The organism is Aliiroseovarius sp. xm-d-517 (assembly GCF_013283135.1).
Taxonomy (GTDB): Bacteria; Pseudomonadota; Alphaproteobacteria; order Rhodobacterales; family Rhodobacteraceae; genus Aliiroseovarius; species Aliiroseovarius crassostreae.
The window spans coordinates 2,881,285-2,896,179 of sequence record NZ_WBXT01000001.1; the positions used below are offsets into that span (position 1 = coordinate 2,881,285).

A 14,895-nucleotide genomic window follows, 5' to 3' on the forward strand; every position below is an offset into this window, starting at 1 on the left:
TTTGCGATAACGAAATTTGCCAAGGGGGCGTCAATCAGGATTCGAATCGTGACCCGGGGTAACTTATGCGACAATTTTGGGCGCATTCGGCGTGGGGAATCGCAAAAAGGCAGTTTGCAATAATTCGTTAGAATTCAGGGTAAATCTCTGAAAATAAAAAATATTACAAAAACACCCCTGTCGTTTTTGATCAAAAGTGCGCATGAAATTGCGCAAAAACGCCGCGTAAATTGCTTAAAATATTGCGCGGCATTGGCGGGATGCTGTAGGAGCCGGAGGCATACCGGCCTGCTGCTCTGCGTGACCGGACGGTATCCCTGAAGACTGTGAGGCCTTGCCTCGGGAGGAGACAAAATGACTTTCACAACCTTTACGCGCCGCGCGGCCCTTGGTGCCCTGGCCGGTGCTGCCGCCCTGGCCACCGTTGCAACCACCGCGTCGGCTGACACCGTGCGCCTGCGGTTCCACACCTTCTATGGCACCGAGATCGACCCGATCGCCAAGAAGTTCCGTGATGCGGTCAAGGATGCCTCGAACGGCACGCTGCGGATCCAGTATTTCCGCGGTGGCGAGCTGGTGGCTTCGGACCAGTTTGCAGATGCTGTTGCCAAGGGCACCGTCGACATCGTGCACGGCACGGGTGGCTACTGGTCGGGTCAGATTGACGTGGGCAATATCGAAGCTGGTCTGCCGGGCGCATGGGCAACCGTGGACGAAGCCAAGGGCCTGTTCGAAAGCGCCGAAGTGAATGCGCTGCTGACTGAAGCCTATGCCGAAGCGGGCACCGTTTATCTGGGCAAAGGTTATGGCCACAACTACGACCTGCTGACCAAAGAGCCGGTGACCTCGCTGGAAGACCTGAAAACCCGCAAGATCCGCGCCACCTCGAACGTGGCCAAGGTTCTGTCGGCCTTTGACATCCCGACCGTTTACCTGCCCGCGCAGGAACTGTATATCGGCATGTCGACCGGCGTGATCGACGGTGCGATCTATGGTGGTCCGGTGGAATACGAGCAGCTGAAACTGCACGAAACCGCTCAGAACTACACCTTCATGAACATGCTGATGCCGGGTTGGACCGAAACTTTCCTTGCCAACCCCGACAGCTGGAACAAGCTTTCGGATGAGCATAAGGACATCCTGAAAACCGCGATCCAGCAGTTTGCCGACGACATCCACCAGTGGCTGGCTGACGGCAACGAAGGCGTGGCTGAAGGCACGTTCCAATACGCCACCCTGCCGGATGCGGACAGCAAAGCGCTGACCCAGGCCGCGCAAGGCGTGTGGCAGGAAGAAGCCGCCCGCAGCCCGCGCAACCAGAAGTTCATTGACGCTCTGGTTGCCAATGCGAAGGCCCAAGGGCGCCTGTAATGGGTTGGGTGACAAGATATCTTGTCATTCAAGATGGCCTGTCCGAGTTCGTCGGACGGGCCATTTCTTGGTTGACGCTTGCGATGATTGCCGTGCTGATGCTGGAAATTGTCGCACGCTATTTCCTTAATTCGCCCACGATCTGGGCGCATGAAATGTCGACGATGCTCTATGGCGGTTTCTGCATACTTGCAGGTGCCTTCACGCTGCGCCACGGCGGACATGTGCGCTCTGAGGTGATCTGGGGCATGTTGGGCGAGCGCGCCCGCGCCACCTGTGACGTGATCATTTTTGCCATCGGCCTGCTGGTCATGGGGATCTTTTTTGTCATGGCGGTGGAGTTTGCCGCCGAAAGCTGGGCCGTGCGCGAATATTCGAACAAGTCGATCTGGCAGCCGGCGCTTTATCCGATCAAGACGGTGATCCCGGTGGCTGTCGGGCTGGTCTGGCTGCAGAACCTGGCCGAGTTCCTGCGCGCCTTCCTGACCATGGTGGGGATTGAGTTCGAAGATCCGCGCGATGGCGAGGACAGTTCGCAGACCGACCCGGAATATGTACCCGAGGCGCAAGACTAATACGAAAAAGGGGCGGAACGGGCCCCGGTTGGGAGTGTAAAATGGCGGATCTGGATCCCCTTACGATCACTGCGATCATGTTTTTGTCGATGCTGGGGCTGATGGCGCTGGGCGCGCCGCTGGCCTGGGCCTTGACCATTTGCGGCGTGGGCAGTGCCTGGATGATTTACGGGGATGGCGGGCTGGACCTGCTGATTTCCTCAACCTTCTCGGCGATGGACAATTTCCTTCTTGTGGCCCTGCCAATGTTCATCTTCATGGGGTTGGTGCTGCAGCGGTCGGGCATTACCGACGACCTGTTTGAAATGATTCACAAGCTGATGGGCCGTTTGCCCGGCGGATTGGGCATTGGCACAGTGATCATCTGTGCGCTGATTGCGGCCATGGCCGGCGTGTCCGGGGCGGCAACTGTGTCGCTGGGGATCATTGCGCTGCCGGCGATGCTGAAGCGCGGATATGACAGCAAGCTTGTGACCGGGACAATCATGGCCGGGGGCGCGTTGGGCTTTCTCATCCCCCCTTCGGTTCTGATGATCATCTATGCCTTCCTGTCGCGTGACAGCGTGGGCAAGCTTTTTGCCGCTGGCCTTGTGCCGGGCCTGATGCTGGCCGGTATATATATTGCCTATATCCTCGTGCGTTGCCGTATCAACCCGCTGATGGGCCCCCCGGCAGAAGAGCAGTTCTCGGCCAAAGAGAAATTCCTGTCGCTGCGTTTCCTGATTGCGCCGGGTATCCTGATTGTCACCGTTCTGGGCTGTATCATCGGCGGTGTCACCTCACCCTCCGAAGCCTCTGCGATTGGGGCGTTCGGTGCGCTGGTCATTGCCGGGATCCAGCGCCGTCTCAGCTGGGACATGCTGCGCTATGTCATGCTGACCACCACCAAGCTGATGGGGATGCTGATGTGGATCACCATCGCGGCCGTGTTCTTTTCGAAGATCTATGTGGGGCTGGGGGCCGGGCAGATTGTCGGTGAGTTGATCGAAGATTTTGACCTGTCGCCAATGTGGGTGATCATTGCCATGCTGGCCACCTATTTTGTGCTCGGCATGTTTCTGGATGACTTTGCGATCGTGTTCATCACGGTGCCGCTTTTTGTGCCAATTGTCCGTGACCTTGGCTTTGACACCACCTGGTTTGCGGTGCTGTTCATCCTGTCGATGCAGTCGGCCTATCTGACGCCCCCGTTCGGATACAACCTTTTCTACATGCGCTCTGTGGCGCCGCCCGAGATCACCATCGTGGATATCTACAAAGCGGCATTGCCCTTTGTGGTGCTGCAGATCATCGGGTTGGCGCTGGTTGTGGCCTTCCCGGAAATCGCCCTCTGGCTGCCGAACCTGTTGTTCTAAGCCAAACCAGATCCGGCGCTGCACCCCGTGGCGCCGGCCCGTGTCTGTTCAGACACTCCCATAACTGGCCGCCCGGTCCTGTTTTCAGGCGGGCGGCCTTTTTTGTTGTGGTTTTGGGAGGGGAGGTGGATTTCGAAGAAAACTAGAAAACTAGAAAACTAGAAAACTAGAAAACTAGAAAACTAGTTTTCTGGCTCTGTGCTCATTTCCGCAGGACCAAAAAAAGGCCGGGCGGAATGGCCCGGCCTGATGCTCGTTTTGGGGGCAGGATCAGGGTTTCGGCAAGACGGGTGCCGATTTGTCCAGGGCCAGGCTCGCATCCGAAAAGACCCAGGGGCCACGCACCCCGCGCACCCCTTCCGGTGCAATTTCCATGCCCCGGTGTTTGATCTGAGCGTCGTCAAATGCTTCACCGATCGAGTTGATCGGGCCAGCGGGCACCGTGGCGGCCTCCAGCGCGTCCAGAAGATCGGCCTTTTGCCATTTCTGCGTTTCCTGCTCGATTTCGATCGTCAGAACCTCCCGGTTCTCAACGCGCAGCTGATTGGTGGCAAAATCGGGATTTTCCCGAAGGTCTTCGCGGTCGATCACCTCGCAGAACCGTTGGAACTGCCCATCATTGCCAACGGCCAGAATGAAATGCCCGTCCGCGGTCGGCAGAACCTGATAGGGCGCGATATTTGGATGCGCGTTCCCGCGCCGCTCGGGGCTTTCGCCTGTGGCCAGATAATTCATCGCCTGATTGGCCAGCATCGCCGTGGCGCAATCCAGAAGGGACATGTCGATATGCTGGCCCTTGCCGGTGCGGTGGCGTTGCTCAACTGCGGCCAGCACGCCAATGGTACCATAAAGCCCGGTCACGATATCAGTGACCGCGACCCCCACTTTCTGGGGCTGACGATCCGGCTCGCCAGTGATCGACATCAGCCCTGACATGCCCTGCAGCAGGAAATCATACCCCGCCCGCTTGGCATAGGGGCCATCCTGCCCAAACCCGGTGATCGAGCAGTAGATCAGGCGCGGGTTCAGATCTTTCACGCTGTCATAATCCAGCCCGTATTTGGCAAGCCCGCCGACCTTGAAATTCTCGATCAGAATATCCGCGTCCCGGATCAGCTCACGCACCTGCGCCTGCCCTTCGGGGGTGCGGAAATCGCAGGTCACGCAGTCCTTGCCCCGGTTGGCGGCATAGTAATAGGCAGCACTTTTGTCGCCGTCGCGTTCAATGAACGGAGGCCCCCATTTGCGGGTGTCATCGCCCGCCGGGCTCTCCACCTTGATGACATCTGCGCCCAGGTCGGCAAGCGACTGGCCAATCCAGGGGCCTGCGAGAATTCGGGCAAGTTCGACAACTTTTAGTCCGGCAAGTGGGGTCATGTGAGGTCCTTTATAGGTATGGAGGGGTGCAAGCAGATATGACTTTGCATACTCTGTCTGAGTTATTTTTGAATCTGTGTGGTTCTTTTGAGTTGAAGAGGTATGCGTCGCCGGCTTTGAGGGTTCTGGTTTCTGGTCCGACGGTGATTTCGAGTTCGCCTTCGATGACGATACCGCCTTCATTTGCGTCATGTTCGATCATGGTTTCGCCTGTATCGGCGCCGGGTTCGTATCTTTCGTGCAGGATCTGGAGGCCGTGGAGTTTTGCGTCTCCGACCTGTTTGAGGGTTATTTTTTTCTGTGCGGCTTCGTTTCCCTGGTAGAGGAGGGATGTGAGGTCTCTGAGTTCTGCGGGTGTGAAGAAGTTTTGTGAGGTTGTTGTTGCGTCGGGTTCAAAAAACTCTGACATGGAAATTCCGAAACCGCCCAGAATTTTGCGCAAACTTGCGACGGATGGGCTGGATCTGTTGGTTTCGATCATCGAGATCTGCCCGTGTGGCACGCCTGCGGATTCGGCGAGCTGCCTTTGAGACATGTTGAATTGCTGTCTTAGCTGCTTCAAACGGGTGCCAACGTCAAATTCGTCCACCATGGATTGGGTCCTTTCATCGCTTTTTGCCAGATTGGGCGATTCAGCGAGTTTTGTCCAAACTCACCTCTAGCAATGCTCAATAAATTGAGCAATACAGGATGCGAGAATCAATGAATATGTGAATCGATCCCGGATTTTTTGGGGGAGACACATTCCGTCACCTGTGGAGGAGCCTCACGTGAGCAAGACTGAAACCCTCAAATCCCGCCGCGCCGAGGCTGTTGCCAATGGTGTGGCCACCCGTGGCATTTATGCGGTGCGCGCAGAGAATGCCGAGCTGTGGGATGCCGATGGCAAGCGTTATATCGACTTTGCGGCGGGCATTGCCGTGAACAATACCGGCCATCGTCACCCGAAGCTGATGGCGGCGGTGGCGGCGCAGTCCGAGGCGTTCACCCATACCTGTTTCCACGTGGCGCCTTATGAAAGCTATATCGCGCTGGCGGAGCGTCTGAACGCGTCGACGCCGGGGGACTTCAAGAAGAAGACCATGATGGTCACGACCGGTGCGGAAGCGGTGGAAAACGCGGTCAAGATGGCGCGCGCTTATACCGGCCGCTCGGGTGTGATTGCCTTTTCCGGCGCCTTCCATGGGCGCACTTTGATGGGCATGGCGCTTTGTGGCAAGGTGACCCCTTACAAGAAAGCGTTTGGGGCGATGCCGCCGGAAGTGCTGCATGCGCCGTTCCCGAATGAATTCCACGGGGTCACGGTCGAACAGTCGCTGGCGATCCTGGACAATATGTTCAAAAGCTCGATCGACCCGGAACGCGTGGCGGCGATGATCATTGAACCGGTGCAGGGCGAAGGGGGCTTCAACATCGCCCAGCCAGAGTTCCTGCGCGCCCTGCGCAAGATCTGTGACGACTATGGCATCATCCTGATTGCGGATGAGGTGCAGGCCGGGATTGCGCGGACGGGTAAACTTTTTGCGTTTGAGCATGCGGGCGTGGCCGCCGATCTGGTGACCATGGCCAAGGGCCTGGCGGGCGGCTTCCCGCTCTCAGCCGTGACTGGCCGGGCCGAGGTTGTCGATGCTGCCCCGGTGGGCGGCATCGGCGGCACCTATGCGGGCAACCCGCTGGCGGTGGCGGCGGCCAATGCTGTCTTTGACGTGATCGAGGAAGAGAAGCTTTGCGACCGCGCCACGGAGATCGGTGAGAAGGTCAAATCCCGTCTGAACGCGCTGGCGGCGCGCCAGGGGATGGAAGCGATTGGCGACGTGCGTGGCCTGGGCGCGATGATTGCCTTTGAACTGGTCACCGACCGTGACACCAACGCCCCGGATCCCGCGCTGACCCAGGCCATTGTGGCTGAGGCCGAGGCGCGTGGTCTGATCATTCTGCCCTGCGGCACCCGCGCCAATGCTGTGCGCCTTCTGCCGCCACTGACCATTCCGATGGAACAGCTCGACGAGGCGATGGACATTCTTGAGGCTTCGATTGAAGCTGCCATCAGCAAAACCGCCGCGTAAGCCGCGAACAGGAGACAAAGATATGGCGAAAGATCTTTCCCCCCAATCCCAGCCGGCGCTGGCGTCCTTCAACTGGGACGATGCCTTCCTGCTGGAAGACCAGCTGACCGAAGATGAGCGTATGGTCCGCGATGCGGCCCGCGCCTATAGCGAAGACAAGCTGATGCCGCGTGTGACCGAGGCGTTTGCGCGCGAGGAGACCGACCCGGAGATCTTCCGTGAGATGGGTGAAATGGGCCTGCTGGGCACCACCATCCCGGAGAAATTCGGCGGCATTGGCGCAGGTTACGTGACCTATGGTCTGGTGGCGCGCGAGGTGGAGCGCATCGACAGTGGTTACCGTTCGATGATGTCGGTGCAAAGCTCGCTGGTGATGTATCCGATCTATGCCTATGGCACCGAAGAGCAGCGCGCGAAATACCTGCCGAAACTGGCGTCGGGCGAGTGGATCGGCTGCTTTGGCCTGACTGAACCGGATGCAGGGTCCGATCCCGGTTCGATGAAAACCACTGCCAAAAAGGTTGACGGCGGCTATGTTCTGAACGGGTCGAAAATGTGGATCTCGAACGCGCCGATCGCGGATGTGTTTGTGGTCTGGGCCAAATCGGACGCCCATGATGGCAAGATCAAGGGCTTTGTGCTGGACAAAGGCACCAAGGGGCTGTCTGCTCCGAAGATCGAAGGCAAGCAATCTTTGCGCGCGTCGATCACCGGCGAGATCGTGATGGACAATGTCGAAGTGGGCGAAGACGCCCTGCTGCCGGATGTCTCGGGTCTGAAAGGTCCGTTTGGCTGTCTGAACCGCGCGCGTTACGGCATTGCCTGGGGCGCGATGGGGGCGGCTGAGGCCTGCTGGCACGGTGCCCGTCAATATGGGTTGGACCGCAAACAGTTCGGCAAGCCGCTGGCGCAGATGCAGCTGTTCCAATTGAAACTGGCCAATATGCAGACCGAGATCACCCTGGGCCTGCAGGCCGCGCTGCGCGTCGGCCGCCTGATGGATGAGGCGAAAGCCGCGCCGGAGATGGTGTCGCTGATCAAGCGCAACAATTGTGGCAAGGCGCTGGATATTGCGCGTCTGGCCCGTGACATGCATGGCGGCAACGGCATCAGCCAGGACTTCCACGTGATCCGTCACATGGTGAACCTTGAGACGGTGAACACCTATGAAGGCACCCATGACGTGCATGCGCTGATCCTGGGCCGTGCCCAGACCGGGTTGCAGGCCTTCGCCTGATCCCGTCGAACAGATCCGGCCACTTGTTCCTCTTGGTGGCCGGATCCCTGAGGAAAGCCGTACATATCTCCCCAGATTTGACATCTGCGGCTTTCCTCGTCTTTCCCTGACCTTCAAACATGACGAGAGAGCCGATGAAGCGAAACCTGATTGCCGGTGAATGGCTGGATGGCGTGGATGCCGTTCCAAACCTCAACCCCGCAGACCTGTCGGATGTGATTGGCACCTATGCCCATGCCTCTGTTGAACAGGTCAATGACGCGGTGGCGGCGGCCAATGCGGCGCTTCCGGCCTGGGCGAATGCCTCGCCGCAACTGCGCTCGGACCTGCTTGAGGCGGTGGCGGGGGCGCTGTTTGCCCGCAAGGATGAGATCGGCACGATCCTGGCCCGCGAAGAGGGCAAGACGCTGGCGGAAGCCATCGGGGAAACCGTCCGCGCGGCGCAGATCTTTCGCTTTTTTGCCGGAGAGGCGATCCGTGTGACCGGGGATGCGGTGGCCTCGGTGCGCCCGGATGTGGATGTGGAAGTGTCGCGCGAGCCGGTGGGGGTTGTGGGCCTGATCACGCCCTGGAACTTCCCGATTGCGATCCCGGCGTGGAAAATCGCCCCGGCGCTGGCCTATGGCAATGCGGTGGTGTTCAAACCCGCGGACCTGACACCGGGATCGGCGCATCTTCTGGCTGAGATCCTGCATGAGGCCGGCGTGCCCGCGGGCATCTTCAACCTGGTGATGGGGCGCGGCTCCGTTGTCGGGCAGGCCATCGTGGATCATCCCGGCGTCACCGCAATCAGCTTTACCGGGTCGGTGCCGGTGGGGCGCAACATGGCTGTGGACGCCGCGCGCGGTATGAAAAAGCTGCAGATGGAAATGGGGGGCAAGAACCCGATGGTGATCCTGGACGATGCCGAGATGGACATTGCCGTCTCGACCGTCCTCAATGGCGCCTTCTTCTCAACCGGCCAGCGCTGCACCGCGTCCTCGCGCATCATCGTGCAGGCGGGCATCCATGACGCGTTTGTGGAGCGGCTTGCTGCGGAAATGCAGGCGCTTACCGTGGGCAACCCGCTGGATGTGGCCACGCAGATCGGCCCGGTTGTGTCCGAAAACCAGCTGAACGGCAATCTGGGCTATGTGGATCTGGCCCGCTCCGAAGGGGCCGAGGTGATCGGCGGGGAACGCCTCAATCGTGACACCGAAGGCTTTTTCCAGGCACCGGCCATGTTCGTCGGGGCCACCAACCAGATGCGCAGCTCACGCGAAGAAATCTTCGGACCCTGCGCCTCGATCATCAAGGTCGCCGATTTCGACGAGGCGCTGGCCACCGCCAATGACACCGAATTTGGCCTCTCCGCAGGGATCTGCACCGCAAGCCTGAAACATGCCCGCAGCTTCAAACACAACGCACAGGCCGGAATGGTCATGGTCAACCTCCCAACCGCAGGCGTCGATTACCACGTCCCCTTCGGCGGTACAAAAGCCTCTAGCTATGGTGCAAGAGAACAGGGTAAATACGCCGCAGAATTCTACTCAACTGTCAAAACCAAATACTGCTGCGCGGGGTAAGGGAAATGAGCATTCAAACGGTAGGCGTTATCGGGGCAGGGCAGATGGGCAACGGGATTGCCCATGTGTTCGCAACGTCGGGATACGAAGTGGTCCTGAACGATATTTCCGCCGAGGCCCTGGCGGCGGCGCTGGCGCGGATTGAAAAGAACACGGCGCGTCAGGTCTCGAAGGGCGCGCTGAGCGAAGAGGAACGCGCAGCGGCGCTGGCGCGAATTCGCACCACCTCGGAGCTGGGAGAGCTGGGGGGCACCGATCTGGTGATTGAGGCCGCCACGGAACGGGAGGATATCAAGGACCAGATCTTTGCGGGCCTCGCGCCGTCGCTGGGGGAAAATACCATCCTCACCACCAACACCTCATCCCTGTCGATTACCCGCCTTGCGGCGAAAACGGATCGCCCGGAACGGTTCATGGGGTTTCATTTCATGAACCCGGTGCCGGTGATGCAGCTGGTGGAGCTGATCCGCGGCATTGCCACCTCGGAGGAGACCTATCAGACCCTTCTGGCCGTGGTCGAGCGTCTGGGCAAGACGGCCGCAAGTGCCGAGGATTATCCCGCGTTCATCGTGAACCGGATCCTGATCCCGATGATCAACGAAGCCTGCTATGCGCTTTACGAGGGCGTGGGATCGGTGGCGTCGATTGATGCGTCGATGAAGCTGGGGGCAAACCATCCGATGGGGCCGCTGGAGCTTGGGGATTTTATCGGTCTTGATACCTGTCTGGCGATCATGAACGTGCTGTATGACGGGTTGGCGGATACCAAATACCGCCCCTGTCCGCTGCTGGTAAAATATGTGGAAGCGGGTTGGGTCGGGCGCAAGGCCGGGCGCGGCTTTTATGATTACCGTGGCGAGGTGCCGGTGCCGACCCGCTGATGGCGTTTCATGGGTGAGATATTGCCCCACCCCGGTCCGGCCGGGGTGGGGTTTTTATTGGCATCTGCCGCCTGCGGGGTTGAATTATATTCATTTGTATGCATATGAGATTCAGCCCTGTGAATGGCCGGCCAGCCCGCCCTACACCCGGACTTGTGGATGGAAAGGAAATCTCATGTCGCGCGTCTTTGCACTCTCCCGCCTTGTGCTGTCTTTGCCCTTGCTTGTCCTGCCGACATTTGTCTGGGCCGAGCTGTCCCATACCGTGACCCCGGTCTCTGTGCCCGATTGGAAAGCGGTGTTTGGCAAGGTTGAACCGCGCGACAATGTCCCCGCCCGTTCACGTTTGGGCGGAACGGTGGTGGATCTTCGGATCACCGAAGGGGATCAGGTCGCCGAAGGGCAGGTGCTTGCCACGATCTGGGATGAGAAACTCGACCTGCGTCTGAGGGCGGTGGATGCGTCGCTGACCTCATTGAACGCACAGCTTGAAAATGCCGAGAGCGAGCTGAAACGTGCGGAAAACCTGATGGAACGGGGCGTTGTCACCACCCAGCGGCTGGATGCCCTGCGCACACAGGTTGATGTGGTGAAGGGGCAGATCGCAGCCACGCAGGCGGAGCGACAGGTGATCGAACAGCAGGCTGCCGAAGGCGCCGTGATCGCGCCGATTGCCGGGCGGGTGCTGCAGGTGCCGGTGACCCGCGGTGCGGTGGTGATGCCCGGCGAAGTGGTGGCGCAGATCGGCGGCGGTGGGGTTTACCTGCGGCTGGCCATCCCGGAACGCCACACGGCCTTTCTGACCGAAGGGGCCGAGATCCAGATTGGCACGGACAATGCAGACAAAACCGGGGCAGACAAAACCGGGGCAGACAGAACCAGCGCAGACAGAACCGGCCGGTTGGTGAAGATCTACCCGCAGATTGAAAACGGTCGGGTGATTGCCGACGTTGAGGTGGCAGAGCTTGACGCCCGTTTTGTAAATGCCCGCGTGCTGGTGCGCCTGCCGGTTGGGCAAAGTGAGAAACTTCTGGTGCCGGTTGAGGCAGCGGTGACCCGGATGGGGCTCGATTTCGTAACGATCCGGCGTGGTGACACCCCGGTGGAGCGGGCTGTGGTCCTCGGCGATCCCTTCATCGTGGAGGGGCAGCAGATGGTTGAAGTTCTGACCGGGCTGAATGTCGGGGATGTGGTCATTGATCCGATCCCCCCGGCCGCAGGTGCGGGTGCGGGAGGGAGCCATGAGTGATCAATCGCACAAGACCGCGCTTGGTATCGCCGGCGGGTTGACCAAGGCGTTTATCGGCTCGGCTCTGACCCCGCTGATGATCCTTGCAGCCCTTGCCGTGGGGCTGGTGGCGCTTGGGGCGCTGCCGCGTGAGGAAGAGCCGCAGATTTCCGTGCCGCTGGTGGATATCCACATTCAGGCGCCGGGCCTGAAGGCCGAAGATGCAATGAAGCTGGTGACCGAGCCGATGGAAACCATGGTCAAGGGCATCAACGGGGTGGACCATGTCTATTCCTCGACCCGCGATGACTATGCCATGGTCACGGCGCGGTTCCTTGTTGGCACCTCGTCTGATGCGGCCGTGTTGCGGGTGCATGACAAGGTGAATGCCAATCTTGACCGGATTCCGGTGGGGATCAATGCGCCGCTGATTGTGGGCCGTGGCATTGATGATGTGGCGATTGTCGCGCTGACGCTGACGCCCGACCCCCATGCTGGCGATGTGACCGCCGGGGACATCACCCGCGTGGCGCGTGAGCTGCAGGTCGAGATGGCCAAGATCCAGAATGTCGGGCTGACCTATTTGGTCGGTGATGCCTCCGAGGTGATCCGCATTGCCCCCGACCCGGAGCGGCTGGCGCTTTACGGCATCACGCTGCAGCAGCTGGCCGGTAAGGTCGAGGCCGCCAACCGCGCCTTCCCAACCGGGCTGGTCCGCGACCGTGGGGAACAGATCGCGCTGGTTGCAGGCCGGACCCTGCGGGCCCCTGTGGAGATTGCGAACCTGCTGCTCACCGCGCGCGATGGGCGCGCCGTTTACGTGCGTGACGTGGCAGATGTGAGCTTTGTGCCCGATGCGTCGCAAAGCATTGTGAACCAGGTCACGCGCGACGAACATGGGCTGCACCGCACCCCCGCTGTCACGCTGGCGATTGCCAAGCGGGCCGGGGCCAATGCGGTGGTGGTGGCCGAAGAGGTGCTGCACAAGGTTGAGGCCCTCAAGGGGCAGCTGATCCCGGACAGCATCCACGTTTCCATCACCCGCGATTACGGCGAAACCGCCAATGAAAAGGCAAATGAGCTGCTGTTCCATCTGGGCCTTGCCACGATCTCAATTGTCGGGCTTGTGCTGTTTGCGATTGGATGGCGGGAAAGCATCGTGGTCGCGGTGGTCATTCCGGTGACCATTTTGCTCACGCTGTTTTCGGCCTGGATCATGGGCTACACGCTCAACCGTGTGTCGCTCTTTGCGCTGATCTTTTCGATCGGGATCCTGGTGGATGACGCGATTGTGGTGATCGAAAACATCGCGCGGCACTGGGCGATGAAAGACAAGGCAGACCGGGTCACCAAGGCGATCCGCGCCGTGGCCGAAGTGGGCAACCCGACCATTGTCGCAACCCTGACCGTGGTGGCGGCCCTGTTGCCGATGCTGTTCGTCTCTGGCCTGATGGGACCTTACATGTCGCCCATCCCGGCCAATGCCTCGGCGGCGATGATTTTCTCGTTTTTTGTGGCGGTGATCATCACGCCCTGGCTGATGATCAAGATCGCAGGCAACGCCCCCGCCCATGACCACTCGGGGGAGGGGTCCCATGGCGGCCGTCTCGGTGCGCTCTACGCGGCTGTGGCCCGCCCGGTCCTGAAGACCAAGGGGCGCAGCCTTGCCTTTCTGCTTGCCGCCATTGTCCTCAGCTTCGGCTCGCTCGGGCTGCTTTATACCAAGGATGTGACGGTCAAACTTTTGCCGTTTGACAATAAATCAGAGCTTTCGGTGGTGATTGACCTGCCCGAAGGGGCGTCGGTCGAGGCCACGGATGCGGTGGCACAGGATGTGGCGCAGCTGGTGATGGATCTGCCCGAAGTGCTGTCGGTCGAAACCCATGCCGGGGCGGCAAGCCCGTTCAACTTCAACGGCCTTGTGCGCCATTACTATCTGCGCGAAGAGCCGCAGATGGGGGAGGTGGCCATCCTGCTGGCCCCGAAACATGACCGCACGCGCAGCAGCCATGAGATCGCGCTGGAGATCCGCGAGCGGATGAAGGCGCTGGATCTGCCGGCCGGGACCGCGCTGAAAACGGTAGAGCCGCCCCCCGGCCCGCCGGTGATCGCCACCCTGCTGGCCGAGGTCTATGGCCCCACGCCCCAGGCGCGTCGTGAGGCGGCCACCAAGATCCGGCAGGCTTTTGAAAGCGTGCCCTACGTGGTGGATGTGGACGATAGTTTCGGTACCCAGCCCCGCAAACTCCGCGCCGAGATTTCCACCGATGCGCTGGAATTCCATGGCGTGCAGGAAGGGGATGTGTTCCAGACGCTGGCGATGCTCAACTCTGCCAATACCGTGGGCTATTCCCATCGCGGAGAGGGGCGCAACCCGCTGCCGATTGTGATCGAGCGGGACAAATCCGACCGGGTGCTGGATGAACGGTTCCTGTCCACCCCGATCCCGGCCAACACCTTGCCCGGCGCGCGGGGTGTGGTCGAACTGGGCGATGTGATCACGGTCAGTGAGGAGCGTGCAAGCTATCCGATCTTTCGCCACAATGGTCGTGCAACCGAAATGGTGCAGGCTGAACTGGCGGGTGATTTCGAAGCTCCTCTATACGGGATGCTCGCCGTGGCGGATGCGCTTGACCAGATGGAATGGGCGCCGGGCACAAAACCTGTCATCCGCATGAACGGCCAGCCCGAAGATGAAAACGTGGTGACGCTTTTGTGGGATGGTGAGTGGGAAGTGACCTGGGTCACCTTCCGCGATATGGGCGCGGCCTTTGCGGTGGCGCTGCTGGGGATCTATATCCTGGTGGTGGCGCAGTTTGGGTCCTTTAAACTGCCCTTGGTGATCCTGACGCCGATCCCCTTGACGTTCCTTGGCATCATGGCGGGGCACTGGCTGTTTTCCGCCCCCTTCTCGGCCACGTCGATGATTGGCTTCATTGCGCTTGCCGGGATCATCGTGCGCAACTCGATCCTGTTGGTGGATTTCATCCGCCACGCCGATCCCGCGCAGGACAAGACCGAGATCCTGATCGAAGCGGGTGCGATCCGTTTCAAACCGATCCTTCTGACGGCCATTGCGGCGATGATTGGCGCGGTGGTGATCCTGGCGGATCCGATCTTTCAGGGGCTGGCGATATCGCTTCTGTTCGGGTTGTTCAGCTCCACCCTGCTGACGGTGCTGGTCATCCCGGCAATCTACAAGGTGTTCCGCACCTGATGGATGGGTGAAACGGGAAGGGG

At 60.1% G+C, this 14,895-nt stretch carries 11 protein-coding genes; 9 read left to right on the forward strand and 2 right to left on the reverse strand.

All coding sequences use genetic code 11. The annotated features are described in order from the left end of the window. Nucleotides 1-354 precede the first annotated feature (354 nt). Genes dctP through XMD517_RS13780 form a run of 3 tightly spaced genes read left to right on the forward strand, consistent with a single transcriptional unit; the run spans nt 355 to nt 3,301 of the window. Nucleotides 355-1,371, forward strand: a complete 1,017-nt coding sequence (gene dctP, locus XMD517_RS13770) for a TRAP transporter substrate-binding protein DctP (protein WP_173485052.1) — start codon at nt 355-357, stop codon at nt 1,369-1,371. After that, complete coding sequence (locus XMD517_RS13775) at nt 1,371-1,946, forward strand: TRAP transporter small permease subunit (protein ID WP_173485053.1); 576 nt, start codon at nt 1,371-1,373, stop codon at nt 1,944-1,946. The genes dctP and XMD517_RS13775 overlap by 1 nt, the downstream gene beginning before the upstream one ends. A 41-nt stretch (nt 1,947-1,987) precedes the next feature. Further along, entirely contained in the window at nt 1,988-3,301 is a 1,314-nt protein-coding gene (locus tag XMD517_RS13780) for a TRAP transporter large permease subunit (RefSeq protein ID WP_055190120.1), read from the forward strand. A gap of 270 nt (nt 3,302-3,571) precedes the next feature. On the opposite strand, the gene XMD517_RS13785 is transcribed toward XMD517_RS13780, so the two are convergent. After that, nucleotides 3,572-4,678, reverse strand: a complete 1,107-nt coding sequence (locus tag XMD517_RS13785; RefSeq protein ID WP_055190118.1) for a CaiB/BaiF CoA-transferase family protein — start codon at nt 4,676-4,678, stop codon at nt 3,572-3,574. A 10-nt stretch (nt 4,679-4,688) separates the two neighbouring features. Beyond that, the gene (locus XMD517_RS13790; RefSeq protein WP_173485054.1) at nt 4,689-5,270 is read right to left on the reverse strand and encodes a cupin domain-containing protein; all 582 of its coding nucleotides are present in this window, start codon (nt 5,268-5,270) and stop codon (nt 4,689-4,691) included. Between the two features lie 178 nt (nt 5,271-5,448). On the opposite strand from XMD517_RS13790, the gene gabT reads away from it, so the two are divergent. From gabT to XMD517_RS13820, 6 genes are all read left to right on the forward strand, one after another. Further along, a complete protein-coding gene (gene gabT / locus XMD517_RS13795) occupies nt 5,449-6,744 on the forward strand; it encodes a 4-aminobutyrate--2-oxoglutarate transaminase (protein WP_173485055.1) in 1,296 nt (431 codons plus the stop codon). A 22-nt stretch (nt 6,745-6,766) separates the two neighbouring features. Further along, nucleotides 6,767-7,981 carry an acyl-CoA dehydrogenase gene (locus tag XMD517_RS13800; protein WP_173485056.1) on the forward strand — a complete coding sequence of 405 codons (1,215 nt, stop codon included), beginning with the start codon at nt 6,767-6,769 and terminating at the stop codon, nt 7,979-7,981. Nucleotides 7,982-8,115: 134 nt separating this feature from the next. Continuing rightward, nucleotides 8,116-9,546: an aldehyde dehydrogenase family protein gene (locus XMD517_RS13805; protein WP_217360562.1), complete on the forward strand. Its 1,431-nt coding sequence runs from the start codon at nt 8,116-8,118 to the stop codon at nt 9,544-9,546. A gap of 5 nt (nt 9,547-9,551) precedes the next feature. After that, nucleotides 9,552-10,427 (forward strand): 3-hydroxybutyryl-CoA dehydrogenase, encoded by an 876-nt coding sequence (locus XMD517_RS13810; protein WP_173485160.1) that lies wholly within the window; start codon nt 9,552-9,554, stop codon nt 10,425-10,427. Nucleotides 10,428-10,602: 175 nt separating this feature from the next. Next, nucleotides 10,603-11,676 (forward strand): efflux RND transporter periplasmic adaptor subunit, encoded by a 1,074-nt coding sequence (locus XMD517_RS13815; RefSeq protein WP_173485161.1) that lies wholly within the window; start codon nt 10,603-10,605, stop codon nt 11,674-11,676. Next, nucleotides 11,669-14,872, forward strand: a complete 3,204-nt coding sequence (locus XMD517_RS13820; protein WP_173487943.1) for an efflux RND transporter permease subunit — start codon at nt 11,669-11,671, stop codon at nt 14,870-14,872. The genes XMD517_RS13815 and XMD517_RS13820 overlap by 8 nt, the downstream gene beginning before the upstream one ends. The last annotated feature ends 23 nt before the right edge of the window (nt 14,873-14,895 follow it).